This is a genomic window from Kribbella sp. CA-247076, from assembly GCF_050942445.1.
GTDB lineage: Bacteria > Actinomycetota > Actinomycetes > Propionibacteriales > Kribbellaceae > Kribbella.
Genome location: NZ_CP192051.1, coordinates 7,315,034 through 7,338,038 on the forward strand (window position 1 = coordinate 7,315,034; position 23,005 = coordinate 7,338,038).

The 23,005-nt window shown below is 69.5% G+C and carries 19 protein-coding genes; 8 read left to right on the forward strand and 11 right to left on the reverse strand.

Translation table 11 applies throughout. From position 1 onward, the window contains the following. Positions 1-243 precede the first annotated feature (243 nt). The 3 genes from ACQPYZ_RS34930 (at position 244) to ACQPYZ_RS34940 (ending at position 3,996) form a co-directional block, all read left to right on the forward strand. The gene (locus tag ACQPYZ_RS34930) at positions 244-1,677 is read left to right on the forward strand and encodes a S8 family peptidase (protein ID WP_433163555.1); all 1,434 of its coding nucleotides are present in this window, start codon (positions 244-246) and stop codon (positions 1,675-1,677) included. Positions 1,678-1,863: 186 nt separating this feature from the next. Then, on the forward strand, positions 1,864-3,411 hold the full coding sequence (locus ACQPYZ_RS34935) for an MFS transporter (protein ID WP_433163556.1): 1,548 nt from the start codon (positions 1,864-1,866) through the stop codon (positions 3,409-3,411). A gap of 21 nt (positions 3,412-3,432) precedes the next feature. Next, entirely contained in the window at positions 3,433-3,996 is a 564-nt protein-coding gene (locus ACQPYZ_RS34940) for a TetR/AcrR family transcriptional regulator (protein WP_433163558.1), read from the forward strand. 12 nt (positions 3,997-4,008) lie between these two features. On the opposite strand, the gene ACQPYZ_RS34945 is transcribed toward ACQPYZ_RS34940, so the two are convergent. From ACQPYZ_RS34945 to ACQPYZ_RS34965, 5 genes are all read right to left on the reverse strand, one after another. Beyond that, a complete protein-coding gene (locus tag ACQPYZ_RS34945; RefSeq protein ID WP_433163559.1) occupies positions 4,009-4,845 on the reverse strand; it encodes an EamA family transporter in 837 nt (278 codons plus the stop codon). 108 nt (positions 4,846-4,953) lie between these two features. Next, positions 4,954-6,336 carry a dihydrolipoamide acetyltransferase family protein gene (locus ACQPYZ_RS34950; protein WP_433163561.1) on the reverse strand — a complete coding sequence of 461 codons (1,383 nt, stop codon included), beginning with the start codon at positions 6,334-6,336 and terminating at the stop codon, positions 4,954-4,956. After that, positions 6,336-7,313 (reverse strand): alpha-ketoacid dehydrogenase subunit beta, encoded by a 978-nt coding sequence (locus ACQPYZ_RS34955; protein WP_433163563.1) that lies wholly within the window; start codon positions 7,311-7,313, stop codon positions 6,336-6,338. The genes ACQPYZ_RS34950 and ACQPYZ_RS34955 overlap by 1 nt, the downstream gene beginning before the upstream one ends. After that, entirely contained in the window at positions 7,313-8,479 is a 1,167-nt protein-coding gene (gene pdhA / locus ACQPYZ_RS34960; RefSeq protein ID WP_433163565.1) for a pyruvate dehydrogenase (acetyl-transferring) E1 component subunit alpha, read from the reverse strand. Before pdhA ends, ACQPYZ_RS34955 begins: the two co-directional genes overlap by 1 nt. Before the next feature lie 342 nt (positions 8,480-8,821). Next, complete coding sequence (locus ACQPYZ_RS34965; RefSeq protein ID WP_433163567.1) at positions 8,822-10,021, reverse strand: phytase; 1,200 nt, start codon at positions 10,019-10,021, stop codon at positions 8,822-8,824. 158 nt (positions 10,022-10,179) lie between these two features. On the opposite strand from ACQPYZ_RS34965, the gene ACQPYZ_RS34970 reads away from it, so the two are divergent. Beyond that, a complete protein-coding gene (locus ACQPYZ_RS34970; protein ID WP_433163569.1) occupies positions 10,180-11,160 on the forward strand; it encodes an EamA family transporter in 981 nt (326 codons plus the stop codon). Between the two features lie 478 nt (positions 11,161-11,638). Continuing rightward, positions 11,639-12,226 (forward strand): hypothetical protein, encoded by a 588-nt coding sequence (locus ACQPYZ_RS34975; RefSeq protein ID WP_433163570.1) that lies wholly within the window; start codon positions 11,639-11,641, stop codon positions 12,224-12,226. A gap of 283 nt (positions 12,227-12,509) precedes the next feature. On the opposite strand, the gene ACQPYZ_RS34980 is transcribed toward ACQPYZ_RS34975, so the two are convergent. Together ACQPYZ_RS34980 and hisC are read right to left on the reverse strand one after the other, a co-directional pair. Then, positions 12,510-13,220 carry an SDR family NAD(P)-dependent oxidoreductase gene (locus ACQPYZ_RS34980; RefSeq protein ID WP_433163572.1) on the reverse strand — a complete coding sequence of 237 codons (711 nt, stop codon included), beginning with the start codon at positions 13,218-13,220 and terminating at the stop codon, positions 12,510-12,512. Further along, positions 13,217-14,296: a histidinol-phosphate transaminase gene (hisC, locus tag ACQPYZ_RS34985; protein WP_433163573.1), complete on the reverse strand. Its 1,080-nt coding sequence runs from the start codon at positions 14,294-14,296 to the stop codon at positions 13,217-13,219. Before hisC ends, ACQPYZ_RS34980 begins: the two co-directional genes overlap by 4 nt. A gap of 175 nt (positions 14,297-14,471) precedes the next feature. On the opposite strand from hisC, the gene ACQPYZ_RS34990 reads away from it, so the two are divergent. Beyond that, positions 14,472-15,344 carry a dimethylarginine dimethylaminohydrolase family protein gene (locus ACQPYZ_RS34990; RefSeq protein ID WP_433163575.1) on the forward strand — a complete coding sequence of 291 codons (873 nt, stop codon included), beginning with the start codon at positions 14,472-14,474 and terminating at the stop codon, positions 15,342-15,344. On the opposite strand, the gene ACQPYZ_RS34995 is transcribed toward ACQPYZ_RS34990, so the two are convergent. Both ACQPYZ_RS34995 and ACQPYZ_RS35000 read right to left on the reverse strand, forming a co-directional pair. Then, complete coding sequence (locus ACQPYZ_RS34995; RefSeq protein ID WP_433163577.1) at positions 15,345-15,947, reverse strand: PEGA domain-containing protein; 603 nt, start codon at positions 15,945-15,947, stop codon at positions 15,345-15,347. Further along, positions 15,940-17,544 carry a phage tail tip lysozyme gene (locus ACQPYZ_RS35000; protein WP_433163579.1) on the reverse strand — a complete coding sequence of 535 codons (1,605 nt, stop codon included), beginning with the start codon at positions 17,542-17,544 and terminating at the stop codon, positions 15,940-15,942. Before ACQPYZ_RS35000 ends, ACQPYZ_RS34995 begins: the two co-directional genes overlap by 8 nt. A gap of 260 nt (positions 17,545-17,804) precedes the next feature. Between ACQPYZ_RS35000 and ACQPYZ_RS35005 the strand changes: the two genes are divergently transcribed. Next, positions 17,805-18,980, forward strand: a complete 1,176-nt coding sequence (locus ACQPYZ_RS35005; protein ID WP_433157307.1) for an IS110 family transposase — start codon at positions 17,805-17,807, stop codon at positions 18,978-18,980. 80 nt (positions 18,981-19,060) lie between these two features. Next, positions 19,061-19,732, forward strand: coding sequence for a GntR family transcriptional regulator (locus ACQPYZ_RS35010; RefSeq protein ID WP_433163581.1), 672 nt, complete (start codon positions 19,061-19,063; stop codon positions 19,730-19,732). A gap of 5 nt (positions 19,733-19,737) precedes the next feature. Here ACQPYZ_RS35010 and ACQPYZ_RS35015 read toward each other — a convergent pair whose 3' ends face one another. Continuing rightward, on the reverse strand, positions 19,738-21,780 hold the full coding sequence (locus ACQPYZ_RS35015) for a hypothetical protein (protein WP_433163583.1): 2,043 nt from the start codon (positions 21,778-21,780) through the stop codon (positions 19,738-19,740). Then, a complete protein-coding gene (locus tag ACQPYZ_RS35020) occupies positions 21,777-22,991 on the reverse strand; it encodes an enolase C-terminal domain-like protein (protein WP_433163585.1) in 1,215 nt (404 codons plus the stop codon). Before ACQPYZ_RS35020 ends, ACQPYZ_RS35015 begins: the two co-directional genes overlap by 4 nt. Between the last annotated feature and the right edge of the window lie 14 nt (positions 22,992-23,005).

Sequence of the window (23,005 nt, forward strand, 5' to 3'; positions counted from 1 at the left end):
ATCCTACCAACGATGAGTCGTCCACCGTTGTTCCCCAGCTTGTCCACCAGTTATCCACAGGCAAATCCACAGATGTGGGCAACTCGCTGTGAACAATCGGACCGTGAGTAGTGACCGTGGGGTGCGGGTGGAGGGTTTCCCCTGCGTTGTGGAGGAAGAACTCCGCCGTCCGGCAAACCGGCCTAGAGTCTCGGGTTACCAAGCTCTTGGGGCCTCACCGGCCCCCGCCCTGGAGGAGTCCGCGTGACCCGAAGCTCCCGCTCCCACCGGCTGACCGCCGGCCTGGCAGCCGCCGCCCTGGCGCTGACCACCCTCGGTGCCACCACGGCGAACGCCGTACCCACGGCTGTTGCCGAGCAGGCCGCGGCGGCCGCGCCTGGGCCGCTGATGAACTACGTCGTCAACACCAAGGCCTCGCCGGGGCACGTCCGCAAGGTCGAGAAGGCCGTGGAGGCGGCCGGCGGCACGGTGCTGCAGGCGTACAGCCAGCTCGGCGTGGTGGTCGCGCAGTCCACCAACCCGGACTTCAAGGCGGCCGTCCGCGCGGGCAAGTACGGGCGTGAGGTGCAGTCCGTCGGCGCCACCCGCACCGCAGCGGTCAGCGAGGGACCGGCCACGTCCGGACTGAAGTCGCTCGGCGAGGTGGAGGCGGCGCCGGTGCCGGATCCGCGTGAGGGCGAGCAGTGGGACATGGTCCAGATCAAGGCGGACCAGGCGCACGCGGTCACCGACGGCTCCCGCCGGGTCCTCGTCGGCATCAACGACAGCGGGGTCGACGACGCCCACCCGGACCTCGCGCCGAACTTCTCCAAGGCCGACTCGGTCAGCTGTGTGGACAACGGCGTACCGGACCGGACCGAGGGCGCCTGGCGGCCGACCACCAGCGCGCACGGCACGCACGTCGCCGGCACGGTCGCGGCCGCCCGCAACGGCGTCGGCATCGTCGGGGTCGCGCCGGGCGTCCGGATCGCCTCGGTCAAGGTCGTCAACGACGACGGCTTCATCTACCCGGAGTACGCGATCTGCGGTTTCGTCTGGGCCGCCCAGCGCCACATGGACATCACCAACCACAGCTACTTCATCGACCCGTACATGTTCTGGTGCGACGACGACGGTGACCAGGGCGCGGTCCAGGAGGCCGTACGGCGTGCGGTCGACTACGCGACGGGTCGGGGCGTACTGTCCGTCGCGGCGGCCGGCAACGCGAACTACGACCTGGCCAACAAGACCACCGACACCACGAGCCCGAACGACACCACCCCGGTCACCCGCCCGATCACCAACGACTGCCTGGACATGCCGACCGAGCTCCCCGGTGTCGTCACCGTCGCCTCGACCACACAGGCCGGCGTCCGCAGCGGCTTCTCGAACTTCGGGCTCCGCAAGATCGACGTCGCCGCCCCCGGTAGCTCGATCCTGTCCACGCTGCCCGGCGGCGGCTACGGAAACATGAGCGGTACGTCGATGGCGTCGCCGCACGTCGCCGGCGTCGCGGCCCTGATGAAGTCGGCCCACCCGTGGTGGGGCCCCCGGCTGCTCGAGTTCGCCCTCCGCAAGCAGGCCGACGACCGGGCCTGCCCGACCGCCCCGGTCGACACCCGCTGCACCGGCACCACCGCCAACAACGCCTTCTACGGCGAAGGCCTCGCGGACTCCCTAGACGCAGTCCGCCGCTGACTGAGAGGGGGTCCCCCGCCCGGGACCCCCTCTCCTCCCACCCCCGGGGTCACCCACGCGCCGCTACGCGCGACTCTCCGTCGGCGCCGGACCAACTTCATCGCACCATCATCCACCCTTGCCTGCATCTAGTTGAACTATGGTACAAGTAGTACGTAAGTTCAACTATCGCGAGGTGTGGTGCGGATGCAGGCGGTGCGGGCTGGGTGGCGGGAGTGGGGTGGGTTGGGGTTGTTGGCGTTGCCCACGATGGTGCTCGGGCTTGATGTCACGGCGCTCTACCTCGTTGTGCCGAACTTGTCCGCGAGCCTGAACCCGACCGCTACCGAGACGCTCTGGATCATGGACGCCTACGGGTTCCTGATCGCGGGCTTCCTGATCACGATGGGGACCCTGGGCGACCGGATCGGGCGGCGGCGGCTGTTGATGATCGGGATGGCGGCCTTTGCTGCGACCTCGGTGCTCGCGGCGTTCGCTCCCAGCGCCCTTTGGCTGATCGTGGCGCGGGCGCTGCTGGGGGTCGCGGGCGCGACGCTCATGCCCTCGACTCTGTCCCTGATCAGCAACATGTTCGGCGACGTCCGGCAACGAGCGCTGGCGATCGGCCTGTGGGCGACGATGTTCGCCCTGGGGATGGCGGCCGGCCCGGTCGCGGGCGGGGCGCTGGTCGCCGGCTTCTGGTGGGGTGCCGTCTTCCTGATCGCCGTACCGATCGCCGTACTCGTGCTGGCCTTGGCGCCGATGCTGTTGCCGGAGTACCGAAGCCCGGCCGGTCCGATCGACCTGCTGAGCGTCGGGTTGTCTCTGGTCGCGATGCTGCCGATCATCTACACGATCAAGCATGCGGCCGCTCACGGTCTCGACCTCCAGGCGTTGGCCGCGGTCCTGGTCGGGAGTGCCGGCGCAGTCGGTTTCGTACGTCGTCAACTGCGTCTCCGCGAACCGCTGCTGGACCTGAAGCTCTTCACCGACCGGGCGTTCTCCGCAGCTCTGTCCGTGCTGCTGATCGGTCTGGTCGGCTTCGGCGGGGTGATGTTCCTGGTCACGCAGTACCTGCAACTCGTCGAAGGCCTCTCGCCCACGACGGCGGGCCTGTGGATGGGCCCGCCCGCGCTGGCCATGCTCGTCGGCGCCGTGGGAGCCCCGCTTCTGGCCGGCCGCGTATCACCCGGTGCCGTCATGTCCGGGACGTTGGCGCTGTCGCTCTCCGGGTACGCCGTACTCGCCGTCGCCGGCGTGGACAGCAGACTGAGCGTGGTCGCCGGATTCACGTCCGTCTATCTCGGGCTCGGGGTGATCGCCGCGCTCGGTACCGACATCGTCGTGGGTGCGGCACCGGCCGAGAAGTCCGGATCGGCGGCGGCGCTCTCCGAGACCGTTCAGGAGCTCGGCATCGCGGCAGGAGTCGCGCTGCTCGGAAGCCTCACCACGGTGATCTACCGCAGCAAGATCGAAGCACCGTCCGGACTGTCACCCTCCGCGGCGGACGCGTACACCGGCAGTCTGTCCGGAGCCTCCGCACTGACCGACGAACTGCCGGTCGAGGCTCTCGACCGGGCGCGGATCGCGTTCACCAGCGGACTGAACACGGCCGCCGTGGTGGCGGGCGTCGCCGTAGCGGCGGCAGCGCTGGTCTGCTTCACGACACTGCGACATCTCCGGCCCCTCGGCCACCCCGACCCGGAGGCGGAGCCGATAACCTCGACGAGCAGGAGCGGCGGCGACAACGGGTGAGCGACAACGGGTGAGCGAGTGATGGCGGCTGAACACGAGACTGTCGATGGGCGCAAACTCCGCGGTCAGCGGCGCCGGGCCCAGATCATCGAGGCGACGCTCGCGATCGTTCGGCGTGACGGCGCCACGGGAGTCACCCACCGCACCGTCGCGAAGGAAGCGGGCATCACGACCAGCCTGACCCTCTACTACTTCGCGACCTTGGACGACCTGCTGGTCGCCGCCGTGACCACCGTCACCGACGAGTACACCGATCGCATCCGCCAACTCATCGAGTCCGACGAGGATCCGGTCGAGGGTCTCGCTCAGCTCATCGCCGAGTCCGCCGGCTCAGGGCGGGCCCGCGCGCTCGCCGAACGGGAGCTGTCGACGCTCGCGGCCCGGCGGCCCGCCCTACGACCAGCAGCACGACGCTGGCGCGACAACGTCAGGGAGCTGGCGCGGACGCAAACCGAGGATCCCGATGCGATCGAAGCCTTCGTCGCCCTGTCCGACGGCCTGTGCACAGCGATCCTGCTCGACAACGACGAAGCCGACCCGGTCCACATCCGCACCGTCCTCGGAAAGGCCCTGCAGCAAACCTGACAGCTGATGCCGTCAGTCGGCGGTGCTGATGAGGATGATGCCGGCGACAACGACCGCGGCGGCGACGGCTCGGCGGGGGCCGAAGCGTTCGTGGAAGAAGAGGGCGCCGATGATGGCGCCGAAGATGATGCTGGTCTCGCGGAGGGCGGCGATGGCGGCCAGGGTGCCGCGGGTCTGGGCCCAGAGGACGAGGCCGTACGCCGTCATCGAGACCACGCCACCGCCGAGACCGGTGAGGACGGCGGATCGAGACTGGCGGAAGACGCTCGGACCGCGGACGCACAGGCTGACGATCGGGACCAGGAAGCCCTGGATCATGAACACCCAGCCCATGTACGTGATCACCGGCATCTTGTGGACCGCGATCCCGTCGACCACCGTGTAGGCCGCGATCGCGAGACCCGTACCGATTGCGGCCAGCAGCGCGCCGGTCTGTGCGCGTCCCGCGGTCCGGCCGACGAACACCAAAGCGATCAGCCCGGCCGAGATGAGCAGTACGCCGGCCAACTCGGCCACGGCCAGGCTGTGGTGCAGTACGACGATCGACACCACGGCCACCACCCACGGCGACGTACCGCGGGCCAGTGGGTACATCTGGCTGAACTGCCCCAGCTCGTACGACGCGAGCAGGCCGAAGTAGTACACGCAGTGCAGCACGACCGAGGCGACGATGTACGGCCAGGTGCCCGCCGGTGGCAGACCGACGATCAGCACCGCGACGAGCCCGATGACTCCCGTCGACAACCCGAGCAGCGCGAACCCAGCCAGCCGGTCCGGCACCCCGTGCGCCATGGCGTTCCACACCGCATGCAACACCGCCGCACCGAGCACCACCATCAACACCACCACCGCTACACCCTCTCACCGAGGCACGCACCGGTCAGACAGATTTCCGACGAGCAGACGAAGGCCCGGGCGCTACTGCTGCGCCCGGGCCGACCGTCGTACGTCGTACTGCTAGAACATCAGGGCTCGGGCGGGGTCCTCGAGGATGCCGGCGACGTCGGCGAGGAAGGTGGAGCCCTTCTCGCCGTCGATCAGGCGGTGGTCGAAGGACAGCGCGAGCGTGGTGATCCAGCGCGGGACGATCTCGTCGTCCACCACCCACGGCTGCTTGCGGACCGCGCCGAACGCGAGGATCGCGGCCTCGCCCGGGTTGATGATCGGTGTCCCGGCGTCGACCCCGAACACGCCCACGTTGGTGATCGTGAACGAGCCGCCCGCCTGGTCGGCCGGCTGGGTCTTGCCCTCGCGGGCGGTCGCGACCAGGTCGTTCAGCGCCGCGCAGAGGTCGGGCAGCGTGAGCGAGTCGGCGCGCTTGATGTTCGGCACGATCAGCCCGCGCGGGGTCGCCGCGGCGATGCCGAGGTTCATCGAGCCCTTGTAGACGATCTCCTGCGCTTGCTCGTCCCAGGCCGCGTTGACGATCGGCGTACGGCGGGCCGCCAGGGTGACCGCCTTCGCGACGATCAGCAGTGGCGAGACCTTGAGGTCCCGGAACGCCTTGTCGCCCTTCAGCCGGTCGACCAGCGCCATCGTCTCGGTGACGTCGACGGTGATCCACTCGGTCACGTGCGGGGCTGTGAACGCGCTGGCCACCATCGCCTGCGCCATCACCTTCTGCACACCCTTGACCGGCACCCGGGTGTCACCCTGTCCGGACACCACCGGACCAGCCTCGACGGGTGCCTCCTCAGGAGCCACCGCACCCGAAGCATGCGCCTCGACGTCACCCCGGGTGATGATCCCGCCGTCGCCAGTCGGAGTCACGGCCGACAGGTCGATCCCCAGGTCCTTCGCCAACTTCCGCACCGGCGGCTTGGCCAGCACATGCACGGACCCCGCAGGCTCATTGCTCTTGGCAACTACCGGCTCGGGCACCGGAGCAGCTACCGGCTCAGGCACCTGAACAGCAGCCGGAGCCGAGGCGGGTGCGCCCTTGCGGGGGCGGCGTTTGGCTTCGGTGGTGCGAGGGCCGTAGCCGACCAGGACGGCGGTGCGGCCGCCGGGGGCCTCGCCGCCGATCGTGCCGGCCTCGGGCTCGTCGGGGATGGCCGGGACCATGTCGTCGGCGAGCTGGCCCTCGTCGCCGGCGACGGACTCGGTCTGGACGGCGATGATCGGCGTACCGACCGGGACCGTCTCGCCCTCCGGCACCAGGAGCTCGGTGACGGTGCCGGCGAACGGCACCGGCAGCTCGACCAGCGACTTCGCGGTCTCGATCTCGACCACGGTGTCGTTCAGCTTGACCGTGTCGCCGGGCTTGACCTTCCAGCTGACGATCTCGGCCTCGACCAGGCCCTCACCGACATCGGGGAGCCGGAACTGCTGGATGCCCATCAGTACTCCATCACCCGGTCGACGCCGTCGAGCACCCGGTCCAGGTCGGGCAGGTACTCCTCCTCCATCCGCGACGGCGGATAGGGGGTGTCGAACCCGGCGACCCGCAGGACCGGCGCCTCGAGGTGGTAGAAGCACTCCTCGGTGATCCGGGCCGCGAGCTCGGCACCCGGGCCGAGCGTGTACGGCGCCTCGTGTACGACGACCGCCCGCCGGGTCTTCTTCACCGACGCGAAGATCGCCGGCAGGTCCAGCGGCGAGATCGTCCGCAGGTCGACGACCTCGAGCTGCCGACCGTCCTCGACCGCGGCGTCGGCGGCCTGTACGCAGGTCTTCACCATCGGGCCCCAGCAGAACAGCGTCGCGTCGGTGCCCTCGCGGACGACCTTCGACTGGTGCAGTGGGAGCGCCGGCGGGACGGCCTCGTCCAGCTCGGCCTTCTCGTGGTAGCGCCGCTTCGGCTCGAAGAACACCACCGGGTCGTCGGAGGCGATCGCCTGCTGGATCATCCAGTACGCGTCCACCGGGTCGCCGCAGGAGACCACCTTGAGGCCGGCCACGTGCGCGAACAGCGACTCCGGCGACTCCGAGTGGTGCTCGACCGCGCCGATGCCGCCGCCGAACGGGATCCGGATGACGACCGGCATCCTGATCTTGCCGAGCGACCGGTAGTGCATCTTGGCGACCTGGTTGATGATCTGGTCGTACGCCGGGAAGACGAACCCGTCGAACTGGATCTCACAGACCGGCCGGTAGCCGCGCAGCGCCAGGCCGACCGCGGTGCCGATGATGCCGGACTCGGCCAGCGGGGTGTCGATCACCCGGTCCTCGCCGAAGTCCTTCTGCAGGCCCTCGGTGACCCGGAAGACGCCGCCGAGCTTGCCGATGTCCTCGCCCATCACGACGACCTTCGGGTCGGCCTCCATCGCCGCCCGCAGACCCATGTTGATGCCCTTGCCGAGGCTGATCTTCGCCATCAGTGACCCTCACCTTCGAACGAGGCGGCGTACGCGGCGTACTGCTGCTTCTGCTCGGTCAGCTGTGCGGTCTGCTCGACGTACACGTGGTCGAAGAAGTCGGTCAGCGACGGGTCCGGCATGGACAGGCAGCCGGCCCGGAGCTCGGCGGCGATCTTGTCCGCGTCGGAGTCGATCTGGTCGAACCAGTCGGCGTCGACGCCGGCCGAGCGGGTCAGGTACGCGCGGACGCGGGCGATCGGGTCCTTGAGCTTCCAGTGCTCGAGGTCCTCGTTCAGCCGGTACTTCGTCGGGTCGTCGGAGGTGGTGTGCGCGCCCATCCGGTACGTGTACGCCTCGACCAGGGTCGGCCCGCTGCCCTCGCGGGCCCGCTTGAGCGCCTGCTGGCTGACGGCGTACGTCGCGAGGACGTCGTTGCCGTCGACCCGGACGCCGGGGAAGCCGAAGCCGGCCGCGCGCTGGTACAGCGGGATCCGGGTCTGCCGGTCGATCGGCTCGGAGATGGCCCACTGGTTGTTCTGGCAGAAGAACACGACCGGCGCGTTGAACACCGAGGCCCAGATGAAGGCCTCGTTGACGTCACCCTGGCTGCTGGCGCCGTCGCCGAAGTACGCGATCGTGGCCTCGCCGTTCTCGGAGTCGCCGATGGCGTGGTCGCGCTGCTGGCCCATCGCGTACCCGGTGGCGTGCAGCGTCTGTGCGCCGATCACGATCGTGTACAGGTGGAAGTTGTTGTCGCGCGGGTCCCAGGCACCCTGGTCGACGCCGCGGAACAGGCCGAGCAGCCGCAGCGGGTCGACGCCCTGGCACCAGGCGACGCCGTGCTCGCGGTAGGTCGGGAAGACCATGTCCTTGCTGTTGAGGGCGCGGCCGGAGCCGATCTGCGCGGCCTCCTGGCCGAGCAGCGACGCCCAGATCCCGAGCTCACCCTGGCGCTGCAGGGCGGTCGCCTCGGTGTCGATCCGGCGGACCAGGACCATGTCCCGGTAGAAGCCCTTCACCGCCTCGTCGTCCAGGTCGAAGGAGTAGTCCGGGTGCTCGACGCGCTCGCCCTCGGGCGTCAGCAGCTGGACGAACTCGACCTCCTCGGAGGCCTGGGGCGGACTGACCGGCGCCTCGACGGGCGCGAACACTTCCGGGGCAATTCCCGGCACCGACTCACTCACATGCACTCCTCGGGTTCGAGCGCGGGATCGCCGCGACCGCAACGTTGCACGGGGGCCGGCCCTTCAGCCGGGTGAGGCTTCGCAGGCAGGACCGCGTGGATCCAGGGGTTGATGCACTGTCTCTACACCCAGTAGACCTCCTCACCGGCCTCACTGGCTGCATTACTTGCCGGACACCGTACCCAGCAGGTGCCTGATCCGCTAACTGTCTGGACGCTCGCGGGTACCGGGGTACCGAAACCGGTCCTCGGCTGAGACACCAGTCCATCAAGTGGTCATATCTTCCCGCTCGTGTGACAGGATTCGTCGCATCGTGCGACGAGTGTCACAACTGAGTACCGATTACGGCAGCTTCTCCAGCCGGACGAGCTTGAAGTTCGTGCCCTCGCGATCACCGTCACCAGGCGTGTTCTCGCCGTCATGCACAGCGAACAGCCCGTGCGGGAACAGCGGTCCGAGCGGCTGAGTCGTCACCGCGGCCCCGTCACTGTGCTGTACGCCGTCCGTCCGCGACCCGTCCGTCACGCGGAAGCCGGAGCGGTACGACAACCGGTGCCCGGTGATCCGGTAGCTCGCGAACATCGAGTCACCCTGGCTCGAGGCGTACAACGTGCGTACGCCGTGCTTGTAGGCAATCGTCAGCCCTTCGGCGTCAGCACTCAGGTGCTTGCCCGCGTCCGGGCTGACCGGCCCGGTCGGCGCGCACTCCTCGGTCTCCTCGTCGTACGCGGCCGGCTGGCCGAACTCGCGCACCTTCTCGAGCAACTGGGGCTTGCCGTGCAGCGGGATACGCCAGACGCCGACGTCCTCCTGGGCGGCGTACAGGTCGTTCGTGGTGCGGTCGAACACCATGCCCTCGAGCTGCGGGCGGTCACCCGGCTCCTCGCACGGGGTCCAGGTGCTGCCGTCGGACAGGGTGAAGCTGCTGGGGAGATCGACCTTGCCGATCGGGCGGTAGGTGACCTTGCCCTTGCCGTCCGGGACCAGCTTGAAGAAGCCGACGCGGGTCTCACTGCGCCGCGTCACCGCGACGATCGGCTGCCCGTGGAGCGTGGTCGCGGCCAGGCCGTACGCGGTTCGCTGTTCCTGGACCTCCTCGGTGTCCTTGCTGAACACCAGTGGGGCGTCGGCACTGGTGACATCGGTCAGCCGGCCGGACTTCACGGCGTACGTCCGGAGTTGGTCCCGGCCGCGGTCCGTGACGACCGCGAGGTTGCCGACCAGGTCGACGTTGTTGAAGCGGCCTGGCTCCTGTCCCGGGGCGGGTGGCGGTGGGGTGTCGAACCGCTGCACCTCCTTGCCGGTGAGGTCGAAGACGGTCAGTCCGCCGTTCTTCAGCGTGCCCAGGACGACGCTGCGCTCGGGGTGCCTGGTGTCGATCCAGATGGCCGGGTCGTCCGCGTTGGCGTTGCCGCCCGCGTCGTCGTCCCAGTTCGGCGCGGTCTCGGCGGAGGCGGTCACCCCCGGCAGCTCACCCGCGTACGCCGGCTGGACTCCCAGCGTCACGACCAGCGCACCCACCACGACTCCGGCGATCCGCATCGCACTCTCCTCACTGTTAGGCACTCGGCACCCTGCCGGGTCCTGATGGCGTGGCGGGAAACAGCGGATTGCCGACCGGAAACTGCCTTGCGCCGGTCCGATCGGAGACTTAGCGTAATGACTGTTCTTGCACTACACCCCTGACAGTGAGGACGAGGATGGCCGCCGCTTCTTCCGCCGTTCTGCCCGACGCCGGTGGCCGCCAGGCGTCCACCGCGATGATCTGGTCCGCGCTCGCGGTGGTGTACGTCGTCTGGGGTTCGACGTACCTCGGGATCCGGGTGGTCGTCGAGGCGGAGATCCCGCCGATGCTCGGGATGTCGGCGCGATTCCTGGTGGCCGGCGTCCTGCTGGCCGCGTTCCTGAGCCTGAAGTCGGGGTGGCGGCGACTGCGGATCACCCGGCAGGAGGCGCTCGGCGCCGCCGTGGTCGGGCTCCTGCTCCTTGCCTTCGGCAACGGTGCGGTCGCGGTCGCGGAGCAGACCGTGCCGTCCGGGCTGGCCGCGCTGCTGGTGGCCGCGATCCCGCTGTGGCTCATCCTGCTGCGCGTCGGCGGTGGCGACCGGCCGCGTGCGCTGACGTGGGTCGGCGTACTGGTCGGCTTCGGCGGGGTCGCGCTGCTCGCGCTGTCCGGCGGCGACACGAGCGCGAAACCGCTGTCGGTGGCGATCCTGGTCGTCGGCACGATCTCGTGGGCGATCGGCTCCCGCTTCTCACCCCGGCTCGGCCTCCCCCGGGACCCGTTGGTGGCGGCGCTCTACGAGATGCTCTTCGGCGGTACGGCGATGGTGCTGATCGGCGTACTGCGGGGAGAGCCCGGACGGATCCACCTCGACCGGATCGACACGTCGGGGTGGATCGCGCTGGCGTACCTGATCGTGTTCGGGTCGCTGCTCGCGTACACGGCGTACAGCTATCTGCTGGCGAACGCGCCGATCTCGCTGATCGGGACCTACGCGTACGTGAACCCGGCGGTCGCCGTCCTGCTCGGCTGGCTGATCCTGGACGAGCACGTGACCTGGCAGATCCTCTTCGGCGGCGCGGTGATCATCCTCGGGGTCGCGCTCGTGGTGTCGGCCGAACGCCGGCCACGGACCACGGCCGTCCGCACCGAACCGGACGACGGCCGGTCGTCCTGACAAGGAAGAACCCGGGCCCCTGAGGACCCGGGTCTCCCACCGCTGCCGATGCGCGCGGCAGCGGGACCTGGTTGCCGGCCGGCGCTGTGCCCCGAAAAAACACGGCGCGAAACTCCGGCAATGGTTCCAACGATATTCCGATTCATCATGGTATTGCCAATTCGGCGACCACCGAGCCCACCGAGAACAATCTTCCGAATCACCGGGTTTCATCCGTCACCCGCGCACACTCAACGACGGACCCCGGCATCGGTTACGGGCCGCCGTCGAGGAAAAGTGAGCCGTGCTTCAAAACCCGGCCACTACCTGCAAGTTGCCTGGTCAGCGCGGACTTCGTTGCGCCGTCAACCAACTCATCACGTCGCGCCTATGGGCGCCGAGGTGGACCAAATAGTTGACGAAAAAGTTTGTAACCGGCCCCGCCAGGTGTCGTTACCACTAAGACGAATCCGTCAAACCCGAAAGGAAACCTGGCATAATGCAGGTAACTCGCAAGATCGCCGCTGCCGCGGCCGTGGCGACCGTCGCCACCCTGGGCCTGGCCACCGTCGTGAGCGCGAACATGATCGACGACGCCAAGAGCAACACCGGCCTGGCCGACGCGGCGTCCCTGGCCAGCAAGGGCTACGGCAAGGGCGGCAAGCACTGGTACTGGGTGAAGGGTGACGGCTCGCTCGTCTCCGTCGACCAGAACAACGTCGGCCCGTTCCAGGCCTGCCACAACTTCATTCCGGTCAACGCGGTCGGCGGCCAGGTGCCCGTCACCGACATCACCGGGATCGTCGGTCTGAGCAACGACGGCAACAGCGCGACCGCCGTCAAGACCTGCGAGCTGGACTCGGAGCAGAACAACGGCAAGTGGTACCGCGTCGGTGACGACGGCCTCGTGTCGGTCAGCCGCAACAACGTCGGTCCGTTCCAGGTCTGCCACAACGACGTTCCGGTGAACGCCGTAGGTGGGCAGGTCCCGGTCAGCGACCTGGCCGGCATCCTGGGCCTGGGCAACGACGGCAACTCCGTCGACGTGCTCAAGACCTGCGAGCTGGACTCCGAGCAGGACAACTGACCCCTCCCTGGTCAGTGATGCAGGACCCGAAGGAGTCACCTCGGTGGGGTGACTGATTCGGTAGCACCAAACGGCGGCGCCGGGAGAAAGCCTCACTCCTCCCGGCGCCGCCCCACGCCCGGCCCGTCCCAGCGCGGCCGGGCGTTTCTTGTGCGCGGGCGTACGGCGCGCGGAGTGATGACCAGCCCGGGGGCTTGAACAGGAATTGGTGGCAGACCACCCGAAATAACCTGTTCACGAGCACCGTCGGGTGATGCCTCCCCCGAGAGCCGGCAGCGGCTGGCTAGAGGTTTCGCAGGTCCACGCAGGTGCCGTTGGGGAGGTTGCGGGTGAGGAGGGACCAGATGCCGGTGGCTGCGGCGGCGGGGGTGGAGAGGGCGCCGGTGTTCTTGAGTTCGTGGAAGCGGCCGACCGTGGGGAAGTTCTCGGCGGAGGTGGCGCGGATCTCGGACTGCATGGCGGTGTCGACCACGCCGGGGGCTACGGCGATGACTCGGCAGCCGCCCGGGCCCTGTTCGGCGCCGACCGTCCGGACCCAGTGCTCGACGGCGGCTTTGCCGGCGTTGTAGGACGACCAGCCGGCGTACGCCGTCTTCGCCGCGCCGGACGAGAGCATGACCAGGTGGCGCTCGCAGGTCAGCGGTGCGGTTGCGGCCAGGAAGGCTCGGCCGAGGATCTGGGGTGCGGCGGAGTTCAGCAGGACCGCGCGGGTGTAGTCCTCGCGGTCGGCCTCGGCGGCCGGCCCGATCGGCGTGATCGTCCCGGCGTTGTGGATGAACACGACGCGCTCACCGTCGTACCCGGCGAGCTCCTCGCGGAAGTGTGCCTCGACCCGTGCCCAGTCGGCCGGGTCCGACAGGTCGGCCTTGAAGTGTTCGGCCGAGCCGCCGCTGCGCGACACGTCGATCACCCGGGCGTCGGCGTACGGGACCGACGCCGCCAGCGCCGCGCCGATGCCGGCCGAGGCGCCGGAGATCCAGACGAGCGAGCTCACTGGCGCCAGGCGCGGGCGACGGTCAGGAACAGGTCGTTGGCCTCACGTTCACCGATGCTCACCCGGGCACCGTCACCCGGGAACGGACGGACCGACACACCTTCCGCCTGCACCGCCTCCGCGAAGGCGACGGTGTCGTCGCCGAGTGGCATCCAGACGAAGTTCGCGTGCGTCTCCGGCACGTCCCAGCCGGCGGCGCGCAGCTCGTCGACCACTCGCGTCCGCTCCGTCACCAACGCCTCGACTCGCTCGAGCAACTCCTCCTCCGCGGCCAGCGACGCGATCGCGGCCGCCTGCGCGACGTGGCTGACGCCGAACGGGAGCGCGCACTTGCGGATCGCGGCGACGACCGGCGCATGCGCGACGGCGTACCCGACCCGGAAGCCGGCCAGGCCGTACGCCTTGGAAAAGGTCCGCAGTACGACGACGTTCGGCCGGTCGCGGTAGACGTCGATGCCGTCGACCACCTCGGGTTCGCGGACGAACTCGCGGTACGCCTCGTCGATCACGACCAGCACGTTCGACGGTACGACGTCCAGGAACGCGAGCAACTCGTCGCGGCGTACCACCGGTCCGGTCGGGTTGTTCGGCGTACACACCAGCACGACCTTCGTCCGCTCGGTGAGCGCGGCCTCCATCGCCTTGAAGTCGTGCCGGGCGTCCTCGGTCAGCGGCACCTGCACCGAGGTCGCGCCGGTGAGCTGGACCGCGATCGGGTACGCCTCGAACGAGCGCCACGCGTAGACGACCTCGTCACCGTCGGTGCACGACGCCTGCAGCAGGTGGTACAGCAGGGCGACCGACCCGGTCGCGACGGCGAGGTCGCTCGTCGGTACGCCGAACCGCGCCGACAGGGCCTCGAGCAGGTCGACCGCACCCATGTCGGGGTAGCGGTTCATCTGCGCAGCGGCCTCGGTCGCGGCGGAGAGCACACCCGGCAGCGGCGGGTACGGGTTCTCGTTGCTGGACAACTTGTACGTCGGCCGGCCGTCGGTGCGCGCGGGCGGACGACCGGGCTTGTAAGCCGCCACATCGTCCAGACAACCGCGGAAGCGAACCTCGTTGTCAGGGGTCATGCCCGCAGGTTAGTCCTTACCTCACCCCCGGACCAGCCTGGCTTGATCACATCCGGCGGCGGTGTTGCGCGCGAACCGACCAGGCTGCACACTGACTGATTGTCGGACAATCAGAGGATCTGGCAAAGCCGTCGAAGGCATCGCGACGCCGGTGTCAAGAGCCGAGGGAGTGGTCATGGGTGAGTCGCTGGGGTGGGGTCGCCGGTATCTGATGGTCCGCCCGGACCATTTCCGGATCGACTACGTGATCAACCCGTACATGTCCACGCACGACCAGCCGGACCCCGAGCTGACGCTGAAGCAGTGGGACTCGCTGCGGCAGGCGATCGTCGACGCCGGCGGTGAGGTCGAGGTGCTCGCGCAGCGGCCGGACTCGCCGGACATGGTGTACGCGATGAACCTCGGGCTGGCGACCGCGGACGGACGGGCGATGCTCTCGCACATGCGGTTCGCGCCGCGGCGGAAGGAGTCGCTCACCGCGGCCGACTGGTTCACCGGGCACGGGTTCGCGCTCGCGCGGACCGGGTCGGACGGGGTCGGGCCGCACTTCGAGTCCGGGGACGCGTTCGTGTTCGGCGACAGCCTGGTTGTCGGGTACGGGCCGCGCACCGAAGGTGAGGCGCTCAAGCACCTGGCGACCGAGTGGGGCGTCCGGGTGCGTGGGCTGCGGATCATGCACGAGGGCATGTACCACCTCGACCTGCCGTTCTGCCCGGTCGACAGCACGCACGCGATGGTCTACCCGCCGGCGTTCGACGCGGAGAGCCAGGCGGAGCTGTTCGGGATCGTGCCGGACCCGATCGTGCTGACCGACGAGGAGGCGTTCGCGTTCAGCGCCAACTCGATCGTGGTGAACGAGACGATCATCATGCCGGCCTGCTCCCCGCGCCTGCGCGAGATCCTCACCGGCCTCGGCCTCCGCGTGGTCGTGCTCGACCTCACCGAGTTCCACAAGGGCGGCGGGTCGGCTCGCTGCCTCACCAACCCCTTGGACTTCCCACTCACCGCCATCACCACCCCCGGCGGTGAGCTCGTCCTCCCGGCCTGACTACGTCGTCCAGATGAGCTCGAGGGTCTCGGGCTTGTACCCGTGGCCGGTGAGCCACTCGAGGGCCTTCTTGCGGCCTTCGGAGTCGGTGACCTTGATGTAGAAGGCGAGGTACTCGGGGTCACCGGGGTGCGCCTGGGAGATGCCCTGGTTCACGGTGAAGCCGGGGCCGATGTACGGGAGCTCCTCGAGGATCGGGTACTTCGCCCGGAGCCGGTCGTTCAGCTCGTCGAAGCGGCGGCCGGCCTCGGACTCGGCCTCGAGCGTCTCCCCCGGGTGCGACTTCTCCCGGGCGCGGCCCTCGGCGCTGTTCGAGAACAGGTACATCTTGAACCGTGAGTCCTCGGTGACCTGCACGGTCTGGGTGTAGCTCTGGAAACCGCGCCGCTCGCCGGTCAGCGTGTGGGTGCCCTCCTTCACCGTGACCTCGCCGTTGGCCGGGATCTCCTTGCCGTCCAGCGTGAGCGTCAGGTCGCTCGGGACCGAGCGCACGGACAGCGTGTGCTCGGGGTTGCCGCGGAACGCGAGGAACCCGCCGAGCACGACGAGCGCGACCACGACCACCGTGCCGCTGAGCAGGAACAGCCGCCGGTTCTCATCCATCAGCCGAAGCTCCCGATTGCTTGAGCCGGGCCACCGTGTAGTGGCCGCGGTAGTCGGAGAAGTACACGTGCGAGGCCTCCGGCACGTGACCGTACAACGACGCCGACGCCGCGTTGTACGTCCTCCCGTCGCCGCCTTCGTAGTTCCCGGTGTACAGGTAGGTGTGACCGTCGATGATGAAGATGTCGCCGGGTTTCAGCTGACCCTCGTTGTTCAGGTTCTCGAGGATGTCGTACTTGCCCGAACTGCGCAGGTAGTCGATCTGGACGCTCGTCCCGCGGACGGCGTACTCCGGGTCGGCCCCGCTCATCCGCATCACGGTCGCCACGAACACGCCGCAGTCGGTCAGCACGTCCTCGCCGGAGGATCCGTTGTGCTCCTGCACGGCCTGCTCGTAGGTGGGGTTGATCGGCTTGGGCGAGTGGCCGTGGCCCGGAGTGTCCCAAGCCAGCTGGAGCGCGGTCCGGACGATGTCGCCGTTCCCGGCGCCGCAGCTGGCGCCACCCTCGCCCGGCGCGGCCCCGCCGAAGGTGGACAGCACCTCCCGGGCGGCGGTCTTGCGCTGGGTGTAGCGCGGGTTGCTGAGGTCATCGGAGCCGGCGAACCGTTCGTAGTACCGGCCGAAGGCGACGGCCGCGTCCTCCGCGGTGTTCGTCCGCTTCAGCATCTGGCCGGCGTTCGCCTCCGGGATCGCGGTCTCGCCGTCCAGCTGCTTCTTGAGGAACTCCAGCTGGTACTCGAGGGAGCCGATGACCGCGTCGTCGACACCGGCGCCCCGGGACGGCCGGATCATCTTGCCGGCCGGGGTCCATTGCACGATGCCCCAGCCGAGCGGGCTGTCGATCGCGTCGGCCGGGTTGGTGACCTGGCCGGGCGGGGTGTTCTGCAGCCGGCCGGGCTCGACGCCCGACTCGTGGATCATGTTGCCGACGATGCCGGCGGCCTGCTCCTTGGAGTACCCGTTCGAGGTGAAGTAGTTGAACGCCTTCTGCTGGTTGTTCGACCCGACCAGGGTGCTGCAGCCGCAGCCGGACTCCGTCTCCCCGGTGTCCTCGCCGAACGTGTCGCCGTCCGGATCCGGGTCGACCGCCTCGAGCTCGCCGCCCTCGTCCTTCTGCACCCACAGCTCGAAGTGCAGGTGCTCGCCGGTCAGCCCCGGGGCCGCCTCGTCACCCGAACCGGAGGTGCCGATCTGGTCGCCGCGCTTGACCTCCTGGTCGACCCGGACGGAGATGTTCTCGAAGTACTTGTACCGGGTCTCGACGCCCTCGTCGTGCCGGATCCGGATCTGGTTGTCCGCGATCGAGACGACGGTGCCGTCCTCGGCCGCGTAGACCTTGCTGCCCGCGTCGACGTCGAAGTCGATGCCGCGGTGCGGGCTCTCGCCCTCGCCCGTCCCCTCCGACCAGCCCTGGTCGATCTCCTGCCGGTCGGTCGGCCAGCCGAAGGCCTTGCCCTCGGTCTGGGTGGGCGTGCACGCCTCCGCGCTCGCCATCCCGGCCAGGCCGCCGAGGATCAGCGCGATCACGATCAGCAACGGCAGGAACAGCACCAGCAGGACGCCGCCGGCGATCGGCAGTGCTTTGCTGTCACCCACGATCGGCTCCTCGCTGGCTCAGTGGCCCTCCACGCCGGCGGTGGAGAGGGGCGGCCACTGGGAAAATGCTGCCCCAAAACCAGGTCATCATGTCGAGAGTTATCCACATGGATGATGTGCTTGCCGGCCGGGTGACCCAGTTATCCACCGTCACCCCGAGCGGGGTTGACTTTTGCCTGATCTGTCTTTGGCCGGCGAGCTGCACGCACCGGCCGGACGGAACGTGACCTGATAGGAGCCTGTCTCAGAGGCCCGTCCATGTGCTGTCCGCCCAGCCGGCGGTGCGTGCCGTCCGTACCGGTTCGCAGATGGAAAGGACGGCTGTCTCTACGATGACAGACCCGATCAGCACTACCCACTTCGCCGTCACCGACATCGCGGGGCCAGGTCAGGTTGTCGGCGGGGTCGACACCCACCTGGATACCCACACCGCGGCGTGTGTGGATCATCTCGGCCGGCTGCTGGCCCATGCCCAGTTCCCGGCCACCACCGCCGGAGAGAAGCGGCTGCTGGCCTGGTTGGGCGGCCATGGCGAGCTAGCTGCGGTGGGGGTGGAGGGCACCGGCAGCTACGGCGCCTCACTGGCGCGGCTGCTGACCGCCGAACACGTGCAGGTGGTGGAGGTGTCGCGGCCGAACCGGCAGACCCGCCGCCAGCGCGGCAAGTCCGACCCGATCGACGCCGAGGCCGCGGCCCGCGCGGTCTTGGCCGGCACCGCGACCGGCGCGCCGAAGACCCGCACCGGTGTGGTGGAATCCATCCGCGTCCTGCGGGCCACGCGCTCCGGCGCGGTCAAGGCCAGAACCGCCGCGACCAACACGCTCAAGCACCTGGTCGTCACCGCCCCCGAGCCGCTGCGCAGCCAACTCGCCAGCCTGCCCACCGACCAACTCCTCGAGCACGCCATCGCGCTCCGCCCGGCGACCGATCCGGCCGACCCGGTCCAGGCCACCAAGACCGCACTGCGCCGCCTCGCCCGCCGCTGCCAGCACCTCACCGAGGAAATCACCGACGCCGACACCCAACTCCGCGCCCTGACCCGCCACACCGCACCCGCGCTGCTCGAGCGCTGCGGCGTCGGCCCCGAAACCGCCGGCCAGCTGCTGACCACCGCCGGCGACAACCCCCACCGCCTCCACAGCAACGCCGCCTTCGCCGCGCTCTGCGGAACCTCCCCCGTTGCCGTCGCCTCCGGCCGCACCCACCGCGTCCGCCTCAACCGCGGCGGCGACCGCCACGCCAACTCAGCCCTGCACACCATCGTCTTGGTCCGCATGCGCCACCACGAACCCACCCGCGCCTACGTCACCCGACGACGCGCCGAAGGCAAAACCACCAAAGAAATCATGCGCTGTCTCAAACGCGCCCTGTGCCGAGAACTCCTACCCCTCATCACCCAAGCCCTCACCCCGAACTTGACACCCGGCGCTCTATAGGAGCATCAGGTACGCCGTCAACCGTGCCCGCGGACCGGGTCGCGCGCGACAACGGACCTGGACTGGACGAGAATCTTCCCATGTACGAACGGCTGCGGGTGGACCGATCGACCACGGTGGACCGGGTGGTCGACGCGCTCCGCGCCGCCCTGTTCGCCGGTGATCTCGAGCCGGGTACGCCGTTGCGCGAACAACCGCTCGCGGAGGCGCTGGGAGTTGCCCGGAGCACCGTTCGCGAGGCGATGACGATGCTGGTCACCGAGGGGCTGGCGATCCGGGAGCCGAACAAGGGCGTCAGCGTGGCGATCCTGCACCCGGACGCGGTCGCGGACATCTGCCGGGCCCGGTTCGTGCTGGAGTCGGCCGGGATCCGGGCCTGGTTCGACGCCGACGAGCCCGCGCGGGAGCGGGTCCGGGAGGCGATGCGGGTCTTCGCCGCGACCGCGAAGGACGGCGCCGACCCGGAGGCGATGACCGAGACGCACCTGGCCATCCACCGCAGCCTGGTCGCGCTGACCGGCAGCGAGCGGCTGATCGCGACCGCCGACTCGGTCACCGGCGAGGCCCGGCTGGCGCTGGCGCGGGTCGACGCCCTGCGCCAGGACGCCCGCCAGCAGGTCGCCTCGCACCGCAAGCTGGTCCGCCTCCTGGAACGCGGCGAGCTCGACGAGTGCGTCGAGGAGCTCCGCCGTCACCTCGCCGGCGCCCAGGAATCCCTGCTCGAGGCCATCGCCACCCCTGACCCCCGCTGAGCGCGTCAGCCCGCTGGGGTGAGGCCGGACGCGGTGACGTCGTAGACCGCGGAGCCGACCCGGAGGCCGGTGAGGCGGGCGTTCGGGTCCAGGGCGCTGACCTGCGGTTTCGCGGTGACCGTGCCGTCCAGGGCGACCTCGACGCCGAAGACGCCCTCCAGGATCAGGCTGACCCAGGAGCCGGACGACGAGCAGGACCAGTCGATCAGGTACGGGTACTGCGGCGGCGACTTCCGCGCCCCGCCCGCCATCGCCGGCTCGGCCTCCTCGACGAAGTGGGCCTGACCGCACGGCCCCTGGTTCGCCGAGCGCGCCAGCCCGGGCAGCCAGTCGAGGACGACGTCGCCCCGCCCGAGCGCGAACAACGCCCGCCCCGCGTCGGCCGGCCAGGCCGGGTACGCGCCGTTCCACTGGTGGTCCGGCCGCAGGCTGAACGCGGCGTCCGCGTCGTACGGCGACAACGCGCGCATCCACGTCGGCGTCTGCAGCTCCCGCTGGAAGAACGACACCATCTCGGTCCGCTGCGACGGCGAGAGGTCCGCGGCGATCGTCGTACCCACGATGTTGAAGTCGTAGCAGTGCCGGACCGGGACCAGTGAGCCGTCCGGCTGGCGGGCGTGCCAGAAGCCCTCGCCCTCGATGTACAGCTCGCTGACGTGGCCGGCCTGCTCGTCGGCCTCCTTCAGCAGGAGGGTGGCGCGGTCGTCGTCCCCGGCGCGGGCGGCGACCTCGGCGGCCACGCGGAGGCACCAGACGTTGGCCGCGTTGAAGCTGGCCACCTCGTGCACGTAACTGCTGACGCACTCCAGGAGGTTGTCGATGCCGCCGTAGTCCGCCAGCGCGTGCTCGCCACGCAGGCCGCGCCACGCCGTCGCCCAGTCGTGCAGGTGCTCGGCCATCGGCTTGTCGCCCACCGACGCGTCCAGGAACCCGGCGTCCCCGGTGAACCGGACGTAGTCGCGCACCAGCCGCGTCATGGCGAAGTCGTTGACCGAGTACCAGTAACCGACCGGCCCACCGGTCAGCCACTCGGTGCCGAAATGCTTGTGGATGTCGAGGTCGACCCAGTGCTCGATGTGCTTGCGCATCGGCTCCGGGTCGAGCAAGGCGTGGGTCAACGACGAGAGGCTGTAGTCCCAGATGAACGTCGTCGTCTGCCAGTACCGCGGCATCAACGTGTCGTACGTCCGCCCGAGCACGCTGGCCGGGTTGTCGCGCCGGAACCAGATCACCCCGAGCACGCCCCACCAGTACAGCTTCCGCAGCGCCTCGTTCGAGGTCTCCAGGACCGGCAACGACCCGCTGAACCCGTCACCCTCAGGGTCGAAGGCGTCCGCCAGCGCCTTGTCCCAGGCGGCCTCCGACGCCGCGAACACCGCCGGTACGTCGGCCACGCAGGCGTCGAAGTGGTCCGTGGCCTCGGCCAGGTCACCGGCCAGCACGTGCACGTACCCGACCCGTCCACGCCCGGCGGCGTCCAGCTCGACCGTTGTCTCGAGCATCGACCGGTCCGCCGAGCTCGGTACGTCGAGGCCCTGGAGGCTCACCGCGGAGCCGGACTCCCCTGTCCCGACGACACGGCCGTCGACCGCGGTCAGTGTGTTCGGCTCCGACGGTGGCTCCGGCTTCAACCACCCGCTCGGCGAGCGGGTCGCCGTACTGTCCAGGGCGAAGCCGAGCCGGACGGTCCGACCCGGTGCGCCCTCCACGTCGAGGCGGACGACGACAGCCGGACGACCGGGTGCGCAGGCCGTGACCGACCGCAGCTTGAGCCCGTCGACGACGGTCGACCGGACCACGCAGTCCGGCCGCCACAGGACCTCCACGGTGCCGCCGTACGAGCGGGCCAGCCGGCCGTCGACGTACAACTGGCCGGTGATGCAGTCGCCGTGGGAGTACGGCGGGAAGTTGACCGAGCGGATCGCGAACACGTCCAGGTCGACCTGGGCGGTGCCCAGGAAGTTGGTCAGCCCGGGCGGGTTGAACATGTCGTCGTAGGTGTGCGTGAGGACGTCGCTCGCCAGGTCGGCGCTGGTGGGGATCGTCATGAGGGGTCGGCCCAATCGGTGTTCGGAAGCAGGGGGTACCAGTCCGGGCGTGCCGGGTCACGGTCGTACGGGTAGGGGCCGAGCTCGCGGAAGAGCTCGGCGTACTCGGCGAGCTTGTCGCGGTCGAGCTCGACCCCGAGTCCGGGCCCGTCGGGTACGGCGATCGCGCCGCCGGCGTACGGAAGCTTGCCGCCGGCAATGATGTCGTCGCGCAGGTGGTGGTAGTGCGCGTCGGCGGCGAACGAGAGGTTCGGGACGACCGCGCCGAGGTGCAGCATGGTGGCCAGCTGGATGCCGAGCTCACCCGAGGAGTGCACGGCGACGCCGAGCTGGAACGTCTCGCAGACGCCGGCGGCCTTGATGCACGGCCGGATGCCGCCCCAGAACGTGGTGTCCAGCAGGATCACGTCGACCGCGGGGTCGAGGACGTTGGCGGCGAGCTGCTCGAAGTTCACCACCACGGTGTTGGTGGCGAGCGGGATCGAGGTCTTCTCGCGGACGCGGCGCATCCCGTTCAGGCCCCAGGTCGGGTCCTCGAGGTAGTCGTTGTCGAGGTCCTCGATACCGCGGGCGAACCGGATCGCCTCCTCGACGCCGAAGGCGCCGTTCGGGTCGAACCGCACCCGGTGCCCGGGGAACGCCTCGGCGAGCGCGCGGAAGCACTCGCGCTCGTAGTCCGGCGGGAAGACGCCGCCCTTCAGCTTGTGCACGCTGAAGCCGTGCTCGTCGACGAGCTCCCGGGCGTGCTTGACCAGCTGCTCGGCGGTCCGGATCTCCCCGGTGCCGTCGTCGGCCGGATGCCGGAAGAACAGGTAGCTGGCGAACGGCACCTTCTCGCGGACCTTGCCGCCGAGCAGCTCGTGCACCGGGACACCGAGGGCCTTGCCCTGCAGGTCGAGACAGGCGAACTCGATCGCCGCCAGCAGTTGCGTGCGGTTGTTGTAGAGGCTCGCGGTCGGGTTGGCGAGCATCCAGCGCAACGCCTCGGTGCGTGCGGGATCGTGGCCGACCAGGTATGGCTTCAGGCCGGTCACTGCGGCCTCGGCACTCTGCCCGCCACCGCCCATCTCGCCGAGACCGATCAATCCGTTGTCGGCCTCGACCTCGACCACGGTCCGCACGAAGCGGCCCCAGTGCGCGCCGTTGCTGTGCCGCAGCGGCGCCTCGAGCGGCATCGTCACGGTCGTGGCGCGGATGTCGACGATTCTCATGGCTTTCCCCACCC